Source organism: Maribacter sp., assembly GCF_016744255.1.
GTDB lineage: Bacteria > Bacteroidota > Bacteroidia > Flavobacteriales > Flavobacteriaceae > Maribacter_B.
Window position 1 is genome coordinate 1 of the sequence record NZ_JADGES010000081.1, and the last position, 15915, is coordinate 15915.

A 15915-nucleotide genomic window follows, 5' to 3' on the forward strand; every position below is an offset into this window, starting at 1 on the left:
CGCCTCTAGAGCCTTTAATAAATTAGGCAATTCACTGGTTCCAAAAAACTCATCTACATTGGGAATTTCCTTTTGTAAGTCTGGCTTATACCTTTCACTTAAACATCCTGTCACAAAAACCTTATCTACCTCTCCCGCATTCTTCTTTTCTACATACTCTAAAATAGTATCTACACTCTCTTGCTTTGCATTTGCAATAAAACCACAGGTATTTATAACCACTATATTGCCTTCTTCCTCGTGTACCACTTCTTTATCATTGGCACGAAGCTGCCCCATTAGCACCTCCGAATCGTAGACATTCTTAGAGCAACCTAGAGTTATAACGTTGATTTTGTTCTTTTTAAGTGATTTTGTTCTCATAACTATAAAATAGGGCGCAAAAATACAATTTGATATAGGAAAGACAATTGTTATTGTATTTTCTTTTATTAAAAAAACAAAACAGAAAATATTATCCCATTTTACACTACGCGATTCCTAAAAATTAATTGTTATCCCTAGAGAAGAATTAAAAACAAATATAAAATTAGATTTTGATCGATTTTAGCAAAAAGAAAAGAGGCATTATACTTTTATAACGACAATCTTAAAGAAGACATATAATTGGTCATAAACTATTTTGTATACGGTTCTCCTTTAAGACAAAATTTATAGAAAAATAAAATTTATTCTAACAAAAAATAACGCTTTGAAATAACTATTACTTATTTACCAATTAAGCACTTAAAGCTCCTCTATTTTTAAACATAAAATTAAAAAGGCTGCCTTTTACAGACAGCCTTTTTAGGTTAAAAATTATATAACTTAAAAATTGTAACGAATTCCCCCTCCATATGTTGCAGGAGCTCCGACTAGCCTTTCACCAGCATTTGCTTCTAAAAAATAAATTTCGTCTAAAATATTTCTTCCATAGACATAAAAAGACATTCCATTTACAAAATCTACTCCCATACGAGCACCCAAAAGGTTATACCCCTCAGCTGTATTACTTGCTCCTGCATTTAACCTGTTAGATTCTTCTCCATGATGAGTAAAATCTATACGCGTATTTAAGGAAGTTCCTTTTGAAATGGATAACATATGCCTTAATGAAGAAGTTGCACTCCATTTTGGCGCACCAGGTAATTGATCACCAATAGTATTTTTAACATCGTCTACACGGTTAGATTTAAACTCTGTTATTTTAGAATCTAAGAAGGTTACCGCTCCATTATATTTTAAAGTATGCTTATCGTTACCAAAAACTAAAGCTGTAATAGCAGCTTCAGCTCCTTGTACTTCTGCTTTACCTACATTGGTTCGGCCATTGGTGTCGTTAGATAAACGTGCCGTAGCTTGTAATTCTTTAAAACTATATTTAAACGCATCTAAAGACATTGTAATACGACCTGTAAAATAACGCAATCCCATTTCATAAGCTATTACTGTTTCAGAATCAAAAGGCTCTGTTTCTTCTGCTGAAAATATAGAAGTACCATCAAAGCCACCACCTCTATATCCTTTCCCTGCAGAAGCAAAAAGATTTAATTTATTGGTAAAGTCATATTTTACAGTAAGCTTCCCTGAAACATTATCATCTTCAAAATCACGATCCCAACTAAAAGGCGCAGGCGATTTAAACGTTGCTTGGTATTTAGATGTTCCCCATGGATCCAAATCAATATTTTTACCCTTGAATTTCACATCGTCATTTGTATACCTTAAGCCCGCAGACAGTGTTAGTTCGTTAGAAATATGCCAATCAGAATTAACAAAGGTTGCAAAACTTTTGCGACGTTGTTCATAAGGAGAAGTATATTGTGATAATACCCCAAGACTATTCCAATTACTAGTAAATTGTACATAATCATTTACAAAAAAGATTCCTGCCAGCCAATCTAATTTACCGCCATTTTGATCACTCATTCTAACTTCAAAAGAACTTTGATCTAACTTATCATCAAATGCATATTGATATCTAGGAAAAGATGTACCATCACCATTACCACCAACCAAACGATCACTCTTTTGATAACTAGCAATAAGATCCATATTTAAATTGCTGTTTACATTCCTATGGTATTTACTAGAAAAGCCTGTAACGTTAATTTTATGTGCAAAATATTCGTTCGTATAAAACTCATAAGGATCATTATTTTCACCTGCATTACGAGATTTTTTAGGGTCATCTTCTAGCGCAACACGATCGTATTGCCTTGTGTCTCCACGATCTCTACTTGTATAAAATTTAAAATTTAAATCAGAATCGTCTTCAAATTGGTATGTCATAGTAGTTCGAATAGCAAAAAGGTCTGCATCTCCAAAGCCATCGCGCACTCCAGGGTCTGCTACTGGAGGGATAACCCCTTTAAATCCTTCTGGAACAAAACCTGAAAAACGACCTGCTCCAGCTCCTTTCATAAAACCTCCTCCTTGTTTCGTCTGTACAGCTACACGAATACCAAAACGATCTGTAATAGGACCTCCAATTGCAGCTTCTGCTGAGAAAAAATTATACGAACCATGCTGTACGTTAACATATCCTTCCACCTCATCTGTAGGGCCTTTTGTAATGGCGTTGATAGCTCCTGCTGTAGTGTTTCTGCCGTACAAAGTACCTTGTGGTCCTTTTAAAACTTCAATTCGGTCAATATCAAAAAGAGGCATACTTAAATATGCATTAGATGTTTGGTAAACACCATCTAAATGTAATGCTACCGATGGGTTTCCGTTAGGCTTATAATCATCTGCACCACCGATTCCTCTAATTGCAATAAAACTATTCTCTGTACCTCCATAGGCAGAATTAATAGCCACTCCAGGTAATGCATCTACCAAATCCGTAAAATCGGTTATCTGCCTGTCACTAATTTCTTGCGTACCTAATACAGCTACACTAATTGGTGTATCTTTTAAAGAGCTTTCTCTTTTTAAAGCCGTTAATACAACCTCATCTAATATTTGGCTAGAAGGGAGCAAAATTACATTTACAACTGCATTAGAACCAACGGCAACATGCTGCTGTTGAAATCCAATATAAGACACAATCAGCACTGCGTTTTTATCAGAAATATTTATAGAATAGTTACCCTCAAAGTCACTTATTGCACCGTTATTTGAACCTTTTTCTACAATACTAGCTCCTGCTAACAGGTTTCCTTTATTATCTGATACAGTACCAGATATTTTTTCCTGAAACACATCTTCTTCTCTCGTACTTTTTAGCCTACTAATTACACCTTTACTTAAATGAACCTGTTTGTCTACATTATTAACTTGGTAGGTTGTATTTGTATCAAAAAATACTTTCTTTAAAATTACCTGAATAGGTTGTTCATTTACATTTATAGAAAGTGTTCGCTTAGTATTAATCTCTTTTACTTTATAAACAAAAGTAAATTCTGTACTATTTTCTATCTCATCCATTATTTGTCTAACGGAAACATTCTCTAGATTTAAAGTGATTCTAGTGCGCTCTGTAGATGAATTTTTAGCATATAATGCAAAAATCATAAAGTATAACAATAGTGTACTTAGTTTTATTTTTAAGTTTAATTTTTGGAAAGGAGATTTACTTCTCGCTTTACTAAGATTTTTTTTCATACTTTTAAAGTGTTATTTGTGTTTATTCTTTTTTAATCACATTTTCTTATCAGGAGATGTTACAGCATTTCCTGATTTTTTTTGGACAATTATATCCTAAAATATTTATTCAATTTTTTATTTCATTTACATTTTATTTTTGTGGTTATTTTATAGTTATTTTATTTCCTTCAATAACATAATCTATGTTATGGTATTTTTTTAAATTCTCTAAAATTGTTATTATTGGTACATTTCTAAAACTAGCATCGAATTTTTGTTTAGACAAAACCTTGTTTTCATTATCTATAACTACATTGTAATGTCTTTCTAACCTGCTCAGCATATTTTCAAATGGTAATTCTCGAAAAACCAATTCACCATTTAACCAAGAAGTATAAATATCCGTGAGCACTTCTTCTTTTTCTATTTTACGACTTTTCTTATTAAAAACAGCTTTATAACCTGGTGTTAATATTACTTTATCTTGTAAATTCTTATCATCCGTTTCTGAAAATAAACTAACAGCTCCTTCTACCAAGACTACTTCCGTTGTAGCATCTTCGGAATGAGACATTACATTAAATTCCGTTCCTAAAACTTGAATGTTAAGGTTATCTGCTTTTACAATAAATGGATGTAAACTATCTTTTGCAACTTTTAAAAATGCTTCTCCCTTTATGTAGACTTGCCTATTTTTTCCATAGATAAAGTGAGTTGGATATGTTAATGAAGAACCCGAGTTTAATTCTACCAAAGTACCATCAGACAGGGTTAGAGAAAAAGTTTTACCATTGGGAATAGTTAATGTATTATACATTAGGGTTGCACCCTTACTTATGGACTGGTATATCAATGAATTTCCTTCTTGTTTTCCTATGAGATTTCCCTTACTATTAAATATATTTCTCTGTGTTGCAATGTCTAATAATTGAATACTACCATCTTGTAATTCTAAGGTAATTGAATTAGTCTCTAACAAGTCATTAGCTACTCCAAATGGTTTAATCAAGAAATAACCTAGCAATAGAATAATGGAAGCCGCTGCAGCATATTTTCCATATTGTTTTGCTAAATTTGGTGTTACCACAATAACATTCGTCTCTCTACGTACAGCCTGCCAAATGTCCTTTTTTATAGTACTCTTTTTTGTTGAGTTAAAATTTTTCTTACGAAGCGATTCTTTCTTGGAATTATCCAAAAATCTCTCTATTAATTGATTTTCCTCATTTGAAGAATTATCTTTTAAATAGTTACTTAACAATTTTCTAAATGCTTCTTCTTTCATGTGAATGGCCTCCATATTTAAGAACCCAAAATGTATACTTCTTCACGAAATTTAATTGATTTTAACTTTTCTTTAACAAATTAAGTAAGGCACAAAATATTTCATTTAAAAAAGCCTAAAAAAAATAATTATGATATATTTATTAAGCCAAAGTACTAATTACAATGGATTACCATAGCAATATGCGTTAAAAAATATGAAGTGTAAAATGATAACTTCTACTTAAAAAAAACAAAATCTTTTCGCATATTTTTTAAAGCCAAAGACAACTGATTTTCAACCGTACGTTGCGAGATACCAAGCTTAAAGGCTATTTCCTCATTACTTAATTCCTCTAATTTACTTAGAGCAAATATTCTTCTACATTTTGGAGATAACGCTTTTAGAGACTTTTTTAATGTATTCTCTGTTTCTTCTAAATCATATTGTTTTTCTATCGAAGAAATATCAGGGATTTCTAAAGCTTCTATTATCCTTATATGTGATAAGGAAAAACGATAGTCCCTAAAATACTTAAGACAATTATTAGTTACCGTTTTAAACAAATATGCTTCTAAATTTAGAATAACTCTTTCCTCTCTCTTCTCCCAAAAATCTATCCAGATATTTTGAACAATATCTTTAGCCACCTCTTCATTCTGCAAAATAAAATTCGCTTTAAAAAATAAAGGTTCCCAATACTTATCAAAAAGTTTTTGAAAAGCTCGCTCGCTACCCATTTTCATTTCTGAAAGTAAAATTTGATCCTTCTTTTTAAAATTTATAGACATACTAAACGTATCAAAATTTAACCAAAACAGGAATAAATTTATGAAAATACATTACACAAAAAAGGACGTTAAGTACATATGACAATTTGGTCATATGTACTTAACATTACATTTTACACGATATAGTCTTGGTAAAAAAAAATGATACTACGGTGAGGTTTTGTTTTCAAGAAATTTTAGAGAAAAAAATAGCTACTTTCCCATGCTCATCTGTTTTACAGAAAAAAAGATTAGAAACAGAAAAAGCAGCACAATAACCGCTTTTTATTACATTTTTAATCAGTACTTTGGTTCATTTTTTCTTTTAAACCTAAATCAATTTAGCTCATAACCTCTATTAAAACGGTACTTTTTGTATTGCTCTAACAATTTGAAAGACAAACCACAGAACCCTAGAAACTGTAATTTACAATCCTTACATACAACAGTAAATTATGCCTCCTATTTTTGAACTTACATACCTTATACGATAACACTAAACTATCGTCTTTAACTTTTAAAAAAAGAATCTACAAATTCGTATTTATTAAATACTTGTAAATCATCAATACCTTCACCTACACCGATATATTTAACTGGTATTTTCAATTGGTCCGAAATACCAATTACAACCCCACCTTTTGCTGTTCCGTCTAATTTTGTAATTGCTAATGCTGTTACCTCTGTAGCTTTTGTAAACTGTTTTGCTTGCTCAAATGCATTTTGCCCAGTAGAACCATCTAACACCAAAAGAACTTCATGAGGGGTATCTTCCACTACTTTTTGCATTACACGTTTTACTTTAGTTAACTCATTCATTAAATTAACTTTATTATGCAAACGACCAGCCGTATCAATAATTACAACATCTGCATCTTGAGTTACCGCAGAGCTTAATGTATCAAAAGCAACAGAAGCGGGATCACTACCCATGTCTTGCTTTATTATCGGTACATCTACACGATCTGCCCAAACTTGTAATTGATCTATAGCTGCTGCCCTAAAAGTATCTGCCGCACCTAAGACCACTTTTAAACCTTGCTTTTTAAATTGATTTGCCAACTTACCAATTGTAGTTGTCTTACCTGCCCCATTAACACCTACCACCATAATCACATACGGTTTTTTGTCTTTTGGAATACTATATTCCGTCTCTTCTCCTGTATGTGTTTCAGAAAGTAAACCTGCAATCTCTTCTCTCAAAATTACATTTAACTCCTCTGTTCCTAAATATTTATCTTTAGAAACACGAGCTTCAATTCTATCTATTATTTTTAAAGTAGTATCCACACCAACATCCGAAGAAACTAAAATTTCTTCTAAATTATCTAGAACATCATCATCTACTTTAGACTTACCTGCAACAGCCTTACCCAATTTAGAGAAAAAAGTAGTTTTACTTTTTTCTAAACCTTTGTCTAAGGTTTCCTTCTTTTTAGAAGAAAATATTTTTTTAAATAAACTCATATCTTAACTATAGTTACTCAAAGATAAAAAATAAAAAAGCCTCTTTCATAAGAAAGAGGCTTTAAAAAAACATTTAAGTTAGTTAGCTACTTTTTTGCTATCCATTCATTCACCAATTCTGGTGTCATAACAGATTCTACAAAAGTATATGCTCCTGACTTAGGTGACTTTACCATTTTTATGGCTTTAGTCAATCTTTTAGAACTTGTCTGTAAACTTGCTACCGTCTTCTTTGCCATGACTTATTATTTTATTTCTTTATGAAGTGTCATTCTCTTAAGGATAGGGTTGAATTTTTTAATTTCCATCCTTTCCGGAGTATTTTTTTTATTCTTTGTAGTTATGTACCTAGAAGTACCTGGTTGCCCAGATTCTTTATGCTCTGTACATTCTAATATAACCTGAATTCTATTTCCTTTTTTTGCCATTTTTGTTGAATTTTTAGGATTACTTAACTAATCCATTAGCTTTGGCGTCTTTCAAAACAGCCGAAATACCTTTTTTATTGATAATCTTCAACGCTTTAGCGGAAACCTTTAAGGTTACCCAACGATCTTCTTCAGGAATGTAAAATCTTTTTTTGGAAAGGTTTACATTAAATCTTCTTCTGGTCTTATTAATTGAGAACGATACGTTGTTCCCAAACATAGCCCTTTTCCCAGTAATTTCACAAACTTTTGACATTGCGTAGAATTTTTCTTTTAAACAGGGTGCAAATTTATATCTTTTTTATGGTACTGACAAGATTCTTTTTCAGAATTTTAATATTTCTTTTAGAAGCATCTCAAAAGCCTTGTTTATAGACTTTTGCACAACACGCTCTCGCTGCTCCCCCATCATAAACTTTTCACATATTACTTCTTTAGGCGTTGCTATTGCAATAAACACCGTTCCGACCTCCGCATTAGAGTCTCCTTTTGTAGGTCCGGCATTACCTGTGGTTGCAATCGCAAAATCTGCGTTAAAAATTCGTTTCGCCGAAGATGCCATGTATTTTGCAACCGCACCGCTAACTACAGAATGCTTCTCTATAATCGCTTTTGGAACCTCTAAGACATTAATCTTTGCTTCTGTAGCATAACTAACAACACTACCCTTAAAATACGCTGATGCTCCCGGTATCGCAGTTAGCTCTTTCGCTATTTGCCCACCAGTAAAACTCTCTGCAGTTGCTAGGGTTAATTTTTTATCTGTCAATAGGCTAGCAATAACTTCTTCTATAGCTTGATCATCCTCTGTGCCATAAACAACGTCTCCTATAACAGCCACTAACTTAACACATTCCAGAGTAACGGCTTGATCTAAATCTTCTTTATCCTCTCCTTTTGCACTTAGACGCAATCTAACCATTCCTAAACTAGGCAAATAAGCTAGTTTAATATATGAAGGTAAATTATCCTCCCAAGATTCTAATCTATCTGCCAATGCACTCTCCCCTATACCGTACGTAACTATTGTTCTGTGGATTATATGAGTACATTTAAATTGTTCTATTACCCTAGGAACAACTTGTGTTTTTATTAAATTCCTCATCTCAAAAGGAACTCCTGGCAAGGAAATAAAAACTGTTTCCTTATCCCTAATCCACATACCTGGCGCAGTACCAAACTCATTATGCAGAACCTCTGCTTTAGAAGGCACATATGCCTGCATTTTATTTACATTTAGCAAAGGTTTACCCTTATAAAATGTATCGAAAAGTGCTTCTACATGCCTAAGTACTTGAGTATTTTCTACTAAAGTATCTTGAAAATATTCACAAAGAGCATGTTTGGTAATATCATCTTTCGTAGGTCCCAAACCCCCTGTAATAATAACAATTTGAGCTCTAGTTTTTGCCTCCTTTAAAGCATTAAGAATATGCTGCTTATCATCCTGAATAGAGGTTATTTGATATACAGAAACTCCAATTTTATTTAGTTCTTTTGCTATAAAAGCAGAATTTGTGTCTACTATTTGACCGATAAGAATTTCATCGCCAATAGTAATTATCTCTGCTTGCATTATAAATTGAAGTCCTTTTTTAATTCTGAAACCACCTGTGCTATGTCTGTTTTTAATATTGGAAATACTTTTTTCATTTCTTCAATACCCGCCTTATTCTTACCCAAGGTTTCTATTTCTAAAGCAATTGCTCTAGTTTGTTCCATACCAAGCAAATCTACGTTTGGCTTTATTTTATGAGCCAAATTATACACTTGATTATAGTTCATTTCTTCTAAAGCTATCCCCAATGCTTCTATATCTGCTGGTACTTCTTCTAAAAAAACAGAGATTACAGAAACGATAAACTCATCGTCTCCTTCTGCCATTTCATTAATTTTATCTAAACTATATATCATTATTTAATTTTTAAAGAAAAAAGCTTTTTCCCCTCTAATGTCCCGGTAAGATAATCATTTGATTGTATTCTACCAACACCCGCTGGTGTTCCTGTAAAAATGACATCTCCTTTTTTTAGGGTAAAATAGGAAGAAACATATGCTATTAACTCATCTATCTTCCAGAGCATTAAACCTGTATTACCAGTTTGCACTAGTTCTTCATTTTTTATTAATTGAAAATTAATATCGTTTAAATTCTTAAAATCTGCAACAGGTAACCACTCTCCAATTACTGCAGCCCCATCGAAGCCTTTAGCCTTTTCCCAAGGCAATCCTTTTTCTTTTAATTTAGACTGCACATCCCTAGCTGTAAAATCTATTCCTAGACCAATTTCATCATAATACTTATGCGCAAACTTTTCTTGAATATGCTTCCCTACCTTTTTAATCTTTACTAAAACCTCTACCTCGTAATGTACATCATCAGAAAATTCTGGGATATAAAAATCTTGCTCTTTTGGCAAAACTGCTGAATCTGGCTTTATAAAAACTACAGGATCCGTTGGTTTTTCATTTTGCAATTCCTCAATGTGCGCTGTATAATTTCTGCCAATGCAAATTATTTTCATATTAAAAAATTTATTCCTTAGATGATACTTTTAGGCTAATTGCTGGTATAAAATTCTTAGCTTTATCTTTAGATTTTACCGTAAAATCTGTCCACTCACCCATTCCATAAACCATTGCCTTGTAATTCTGATTTTTATTGTAAACACCCCCAAAAGTTGGCGCAAAACGATCTTCCGTCACTTTTTTATTTGTTAACGGATGCACCAAAGTAGCCACATACCAATTATAAGGCACAAACAACCACTCTAAACCAACATAAACCCCTTCTTTAGGTATTTTTATATGCAAAGCCTCCAAATCTATAGACACATAATCTTTATCTTGTTGGGTTTCCAAAACAATACTTTTTCTTAATATATCTTTATTAGGTTTTTTAGTTTTTACATCTACACCGTACATACGCAATCTGAATTTTGAAGCAGGCCGTTTAAAATTTTTGTCTTTTTGAAAAAAGATGGTAACCTTACTTGCAAATTTTTTTTGCGCTCCTATATTAGGGAAATATAATGCCAACACCCAAGGCGTAGAAGAAGATGAGAATCCACTTGTGAGGCTGTAACTACTTATGGGGTTTAATACATTTGAATTACCTAGAGATTGCACAACAACAACCTCATCTAACTCGAACGACTCTTCTACTAAATGAAACTGTTTTACTTTGTAAATGTCCTTAGCTACAACGATAGTATCCTTATAACCTAAAGACGAAATATGAAGTTGTTTCTCTAAAAAAGACTTTTGCACATCTATATAAAAATGACCATTATCATCCGTAGATGTACCTTTTAATGTATTTAAGAAACTTAAATTAACATAAGGGATAGGTTCTTTTGTTTTACTATCATACACATGACCATCAAACAAAACTTCTTGTCCTTGAGCCTGAAAAGCTATCAAAAACAGAAATACTAAATACTTCATTTTACCTAGCTTAACTTATTATTTAGCTTGCTTAATTTTATTTGCGTTAACACTTTCTTAGTGTACAATGGAAAATCCGCATTCAGTATCCAACCGAAATAACCTGGTTCTTTATCCAAGACATCATGCACTTTTCTTCCTTTATGTTTTCCAAACGAGAAAATTTCTTCGCCATCCTCATCCAAAGCAATAAAACCTGCAAAATCTACAGATTGCTTTCTTTGCGAGAATTCAGAAAGTTTTTTAATGTTATTTTCTAACTCAGGGTACCTATCTAACTGAGATAATAAAACCTCATACGTTGCTTTGGTATCTGCCGCTGCACTATGCGCATTAGACAAATCTTTATCACAATAAAACTTATAAGCCGCCTCCAATGTTCTTTTCTCCATCTTATGAAAAATAGTTTGTACATCTACAGAAACATTGTTTTTCATATCAAAATCGATATCTGAGCGCAACAATTCTTCTGCTAATAAAGGAATATCAAAACGATCGGAATTAAAACCTCCTAAATCGCTATCTTTAATCATAGCATAAATTTCTTTAGAAAGCTCTTTAAATGTTGGCTCGTTTGCCACTTTTTCATTGGTAATACCATGTACTTCTATTACATGATCCGGAATAGTCATTTCTGGATTAACAAGCCAGGTTTTACTCTCCTTATTTCCATTAGGAAATATTTTAAGTATAGATATTTCTACTACTCTATCTTTTGCAACATTTATCCCAGTTGTTTCTAAATCGAAAAAACAAATTGGTCTGGTTAGCTTTAACTCCATCTTTAATTAAAATTTTCACAAAGATAGTTTTTCGTATGCTCAAGTAAAATGTAAAATTCAATTTTATAACAGAACTCTATATAAACACAGGAACAACACCTATTATTTATAATTCTACGTTTTTAAAGCAACAACATACACCCTTAGAGACTATAATGTCTAAATAAACTATAAGAACATTTAATTTTAGAATTCTCTACTTATATCCCAAGCTTCTAGATAATCTGCTATAAATTTAACAAACATACTTCCTAGCGCACCATTAACTACCCTATGATCATAACTATGCGACAAAAACATTTTACTACGAATACCTATAAAATCACCTTCTGCAGTTTCTATAACTGAAGGGATTTTACGAATAGCCCCTAAAGCTAGGATACCTACTTGCGGTTGGTTAATAATTGGAGTTCCAAAAACACTACCAAAAGTACCAACATTGGTAACGGTATAAGTCCCTTCTTGTATCTCATCTGGTTTTAATGCGTTGCCTCTTGATCTTGTTGCTAAATCATTTACAACTTTGGCCATACCTACTAAATTTAACTGGTCCGCATTTTTAATTACCGGAACAATTAAATTTCCATCAGGCAAAGCTGCCGCCATTCCTATATTAATATTCTTCTTTTTAATAATTGTATCTCCCTTAACAGATATATTCATTAATGGATATTTTCTTAAAGCCTTAGCTACTGCCTCTAAAAATATCGGTGTATATGTTAATTTTTCACCTTCTTGCTCCTCAAAGGCTTTTTTCATCTTGTTACGCCAGTTTACAATATTGGTAACATCTACCTCTATAAAACTTTGAACGTGAGCAGAAGTAGAAACACTGTCCACCATATGCTTAGCAATTAATTTGCCCATTCTAGACATATCTACAACCTCATGCCCACTAGAATTTGCTACTTTAACAGCTGCTGATTTAACCACATTTGGCGTTTCAACAGGAGCAGAAATTTTAATTGTTTCTTGCACTTTCTCCTTCGCTTTAGGAGCTACATTATTCGTTCTTCTTGTCTCTATGTAATTTAAAATATCACTTTTAGAAACCCTCCCCTCTTTTCCTGTACCAGAAATAGCGTCTAACTCCTCAATAGTAAGTCTTTCTTGTTTTGCTATATTTTTTACCAATGGAGAATAGAAACGATTTGTTGCACTTTCTCCCAATACCGGAGACCGAACAGCCTCTTTAGCAACAACAACAGTTTCTTCTAACTCTTGAACAGACGCCTGTATTTGTACGGTTTCTTTTTCTTCTTTAACCGACTCTTTCACCACAACATCTTCGCCATCGGTGCTAATTACAGCAACTGTTTCTCCTACTTTTATAACATCATCTACATCAAATAGTTTTTCAATCAAAACACCTTCTACCTCACTAGGGACTTCGGAATCTACTTTATCTGTAGCTATTTCAAAAACAGCATCATCCATTTCAATTGTATCCCCTACTTCTTTCAACCAGGTAGTCAATGTTGCCTCTGCAACACTCTCTCCCATTTTTGGTAACTTCAATTCAAATTTTGCCATATTCCTATTTAATAAGCTTACTTAAGTCTATTCTTTGTAAAAATAACAAAAAAAACACCTAAAGATTACATTTTCACTACTCTTTCACCCTTTAACTAGACTTCAAAGACCCTTCAAAAGGTATTCTATTTAATATACTTCTCCCAAGAGTAACCTCATCTGCATACTCTAATTCATCACCGACAGCTATACCTCTTGCGATAGTCGATGTACTAACCTCTTGATCTTCAATTTGTTTATAAATATAAAAATTGGTGGTATCTCCTTCCATGGTTGAACTTAACGCAAAAATGAGCTCTTTTATTTCTCCTTTTTTTACTTTATTAACCAAAGAGCTTATAGTTAATTCCTGAGGACCAATACCTTCCATTGGCGATATTTTACCACCCAACACATGATACATTCCCCTAAATTGACCTGTATTTTCTATTGCCATTACATCTCTAATGTCTTCTACCACACAAACTAAAGATGCATCTCTCTTAGAGTTAGCACATATCTCACATAATTCTGTGTCCGATATATTATGACAATTAGCACAAAACCGAACCTTTTCTTTTAAATCTAATAAAGAAGTAGCTAAATTCTCGGTTCTTTGATCCGATTGCTTTAACAAATGTAAAACCAAACGCAATGCTGTTCTTTTACCAATTCCTGGTAACTGTGACATTTCATACACTGCATTTTCTAAAAGTTTAGACGAAAAATCCATACCAACAAAATTACATACTATTTTTACTTTTTGTACTTTGCATTGGAAATTTATTTCTATGACCTCAACGCATATTCTTCTATTAATAGCTGCTTATTTTTTACTATTACTTCTCATTTCTTATTTCACAGGCAAAAACGACTCTAACGTAGATTTTTTTAAAGCTGGAAAACAATCTCCTTGGTACTTGGTAGCATTCGGAATGATTGGGGCTTCGCTCTCTGGAGTAACCTTTATTTCTGTCCCGGGCTGGGTAGCGTCTTCAGAATTTAGCTATATGCAAGTGGTTTTTGGCTATATGGTTGGGTATTTTGTAATTGCTTATATCCTTTTACCCATTTATTACAGACTCAATGTAACCTCCATATATCAATATTTAGAGCAACGATTCGGGAGTACCAGTTATAAAGTAGGAGCTATTTCTTTCTTTGTATCTAGAGTTTTAGGAGCTTCTTTTCGTCTATTTTTAGTTGCATTAGTATTACAAGAATTTGTTTTTGATGATTTAAATGTACGTTTTGAAATAACCGTAGCGCTATCTATCTTACTTATTTGGGTGTACACTTTTAGAGGCGGAATAAAAACTATTGTTTGGACAGATACATTACAAACACTTTTTATGCTTGTTGCTGTTGGTCTATCTATCTATTTTATTAATGATAAATTAAACTGGAGTTTTACCGAATTTTTAGCTTCGGAAGAATTAACAGAATACAGCAAGATTATTTTTACAGAGGACTTTTTTAGCAAAAATCATTTTATAAAATCATTCTTAGGAGGGCTATTTATTGCTATTTGTATGACAGGACTAGACCAAGATATGATGCAAAAAAATCTTACCTGTAAATCTTTAAAAGATGCTCAAAAAAATGTAGTTTCTTTTGGTCTTGTGCTGGTTGTGGTGAACTTTGTATTTCTTCTCTTAGGCGCCTTATTATTTATCTATGCTAATAAAATGAATATAGCCATCCCCTTATTAGACGGCAAAGCTAAAACCGATTTATTATTCCCCGAAATTGCTTTAAATAGCGACCTAGGACCGGTTATCGCCATAACTTTTATGCTAGGGCTTATCGCTGCCGCCTATAGTAGTGCAGATAGCGCATTAACTTCCTTGACCACTTCCTTTTGTATTGATTTTTTAGGAATTGAAAAAAAAGAAGATAACCATCAGAAAAAAACAAGAAAATTAGTACATATTGGTATGAGCATCTTGCTCATTATTGTTGTAATTGCCTTTAAGTATGTTTTAGACACCAATGTTATTGATGGTCTTTTACAAGTTGCAACATACACTTACGGACCACTATTGGGTTTATTTACCTTTGGTATTTTTACAAAACATAAAATTAAAGATAAATATACTTGGGTTGTTGCTGCAATATCGGTTGTTCTAATATATGTGTTTGCTAGTATCCCTCCTGAAATTTTAGGAGGCTACAAAGTGGGTTACGAACTTTTACCTATAAATGGTCTTTTAACTTTTATAGGGCTATGGTTTATAAGAATAAAAGAAGTTTAATACTGGTTTGTTGCCAAAAGCACCAAAGTGCAAGCCAATTCTACCTTAATTCCTTTACTCTTCAAAATAGTATAAAACTCGGGATTTTCAGTTCCTGGATTAAAAATTACACGTTCTGGACGTAATTCCACTATATTATTGTAGTACGCTTCTTGCCGTTTTGGATTTAAATACAAAGTTATAGTGCTAATATTTTGAAAATGAATAAATTTGCTCTTTATTTGAACCCCAGAAACAGTCCCAAGTTTTAAACCGTAGGCCTCCGTTGTGATGCCGCTTTTTACTAAACGATGTATTGCTATATTACTATAGCGATTAGGATTTAAAGAAGCTCCGATTACTAATGTTTTGTTCATTGGTATGTTATTAGGATGTTATTAGGATGTTATTAGGATGTTATTAGGATGTTAAATTTTATCTTAA

General features: G+C 32.6%; 16 protein-coding genes and 1 pseudogene. 1 reads left to right on the forward strand and 16 read right to left on the reverse strand.

Translation table 11 applies throughout. From position 1 onward, the window contains the following. The 15 genes and pseudogenes from QZZ51_RS12630 to recR all read right to left on the reverse strand — a co-directional run. A pseudogene (locus tag QZZ51_RS12630) lies at nt 1–363 on the reverse strand (30S ribosomal protein S12 methylthiotransferase RimO); the annotation flags it as partial. 444 nt (nt 364–807) lie between these two features. Continuing rightward, entirely contained in the window at nt 808–3585 is a 2778-nt protein-coding gene (locus QZZ51_RS12635; RefSeq protein WP_291870206.1) for a TonB-dependent receptor, read from the reverse strand. 145 nt (nt 3586–3730) lie between these two features. Next, nucleotides 3731–4867 (reverse strand): FecR domain-containing protein, encoded by a 1137-nt coding sequence (locus tag QZZ51_RS12640; protein ID WP_291870208.1) that lies wholly within the window; start codon nt 4865–4867, stop codon nt 3731–3733. Between the two features lie 203 nt (nt 4868–5070). After that, nucleotides 5071–5622, reverse strand: a complete 552-nt coding sequence (locus QZZ51_RS12645; RefSeq protein WP_291870210.1) for an RNA polymerase sigma-70 factor — start codon at nt 5620–5622, stop codon at nt 5071–5073. A 489-nt stretch (nt 5623–6111) separates the two neighbouring features. Next, nucleotides 6112–7068 carry a signal recognition particle-docking protein FtsY gene (gene ftsY, locus QZZ51_RS12650; protein ID WP_291870212.1) on the reverse strand — a complete coding sequence of 319 codons (957 nt, stop codon included), beginning with the start codon at nt 7066–7068 and terminating at the stop codon, nt 6112–6114. Nucleotides 7069–7154: 86 nt separating this feature from the next. Then, the gene (locus QZZ51_RS12655; protein WP_291870213.1) at nt 7155–7307 is read right to left on the reverse strand and encodes a DUF4295 domain-containing protein; all 153 of its coding nucleotides are present in this window, start codon (nt 7305–7307) and stop codon (nt 7155–7157) included. A 6-nt stretch (nt 7308–7313) separates the two neighbouring features. Beyond that, nucleotides 7314–7496 (reverse strand): 50S ribosomal protein L33, encoded by a 183-nt coding sequence (rpmG, locus tag QZZ51_RS12660; protein ID WP_291870215.1) that lies wholly within the window; start codon nt 7494–7496, stop codon nt 7314–7316. 19 nt (nt 7497–7515) lie between these two features. Next, nucleotides 7516–7752, reverse strand: a complete 237-nt coding sequence (gene rpmB / locus QZZ51_RS12665; protein WP_121069345.1) for a 50S ribosomal protein L28 — start codon at nt 7750–7752, stop codon at nt 7516–7518. Nucleotides 7753–7821: 69 nt separating this feature from the next. Beyond that, nucleotides 7822–9072: a competence/damage-inducible protein A gene (locus QZZ51_RS12670; RefSeq protein WP_291870220.1), complete on the reverse strand. Its 1251-nt coding sequence runs from the start codon at nt 9070–9072 to the stop codon at nt 7822–7824. Then, a complete protein-coding gene (locus QZZ51_RS12675; protein ID WP_291870222.1) occupies nt 9072–9410 on the reverse strand; it encodes an Hpt domain-containing protein in 339 nt (112 codons plus the stop codon). Before QZZ51_RS12675 ends, QZZ51_RS12670 begins: the two co-directional genes overlap by 1 nt. Continuing rightward, nucleotides 9410–10021 carry a fumarylacetoacetate hydrolase family protein gene (locus QZZ51_RS12680; RefSeq protein ID WP_291870224.1) on the reverse strand — a complete coding sequence of 204 codons (612 nt, stop codon included), beginning with the start codon at nt 10019–10021 and terminating at the stop codon, nt 9410–9412. Before QZZ51_RS12680 ends, QZZ51_RS12675 begins: the two co-directional genes overlap by 1 nt. Nucleotides 10022–10031: 10 nt before the next feature. Beyond that, nucleotides 10032–10943 carry a carboxypeptidase-like regulatory domain-containing protein gene (locus QZZ51_RS12685; protein ID WP_291870226.1) on the reverse strand — a complete coding sequence of 304 codons (912 nt, stop codon included), beginning with the start codon at nt 10941–10943 and terminating at the stop codon, nt 10032–10034. 5 nt (nt 10944–10948) lie between these two features. Next, nucleotides 10949–11725 (reverse strand): 3'-5' exonuclease, encoded by a 777-nt coding sequence (locus tag QZZ51_RS12690; protein ID WP_291870228.1) that lies wholly within the window; start codon nt 11723–11725, stop codon nt 10949–10951. Nucleotides 11726–11911: 186 nt separating this feature from the next. Further along, nucleotides 11912–13258 (reverse strand): dihydrolipoamide acetyltransferase family protein, encoded by a 1347-nt coding sequence (locus tag QZZ51_RS12695; RefSeq protein ID WP_291870230.1) that lies wholly within the window; start codon nt 13256–13258, stop codon nt 11912–11914. Nucleotides 13259–13349: 91 nt separating this feature from the next. Then, nucleotides 13350–13970 carry a recombination mediator RecR gene (gene recR / locus QZZ51_RS12700; protein WP_291870232.1) on the reverse strand — a complete coding sequence of 207 codons (621 nt, stop codon included), beginning with the start codon at nt 13968–13970 and terminating at the stop codon, nt 13350–13352. Between the two features lie 58 nt (nt 13971–14028). On the opposite strand from recR, the gene QZZ51_RS12705 reads away from it, so the two are divergent. Next, nucleotides 14029–15492 carry a sodium:solute symporter gene (locus QZZ51_RS12705; protein WP_291870234.1) on the forward strand — a complete coding sequence of 488 codons (1464 nt, stop codon included), beginning with the start codon at nt 14029–14031 and terminating at the stop codon, nt 15490–15492. Here QZZ51_RS12705 and QZZ51_RS12710 read toward each other — a convergent pair. Further along, nucleotides 15489–15848, reverse strand: a complete 360-nt coding sequence (locus QZZ51_RS12710) for a CoA-binding protein (protein WP_291870236.1) — start codon at nt 15846–15848, stop codon at nt 15489–15491. The two genes, QZZ51_RS12705 and QZZ51_RS12710, sit on opposite strands and share 4 nt — an antisense overlap. Between the last annotated feature and the right edge of the window lie 67 nt (nt 15849–15915).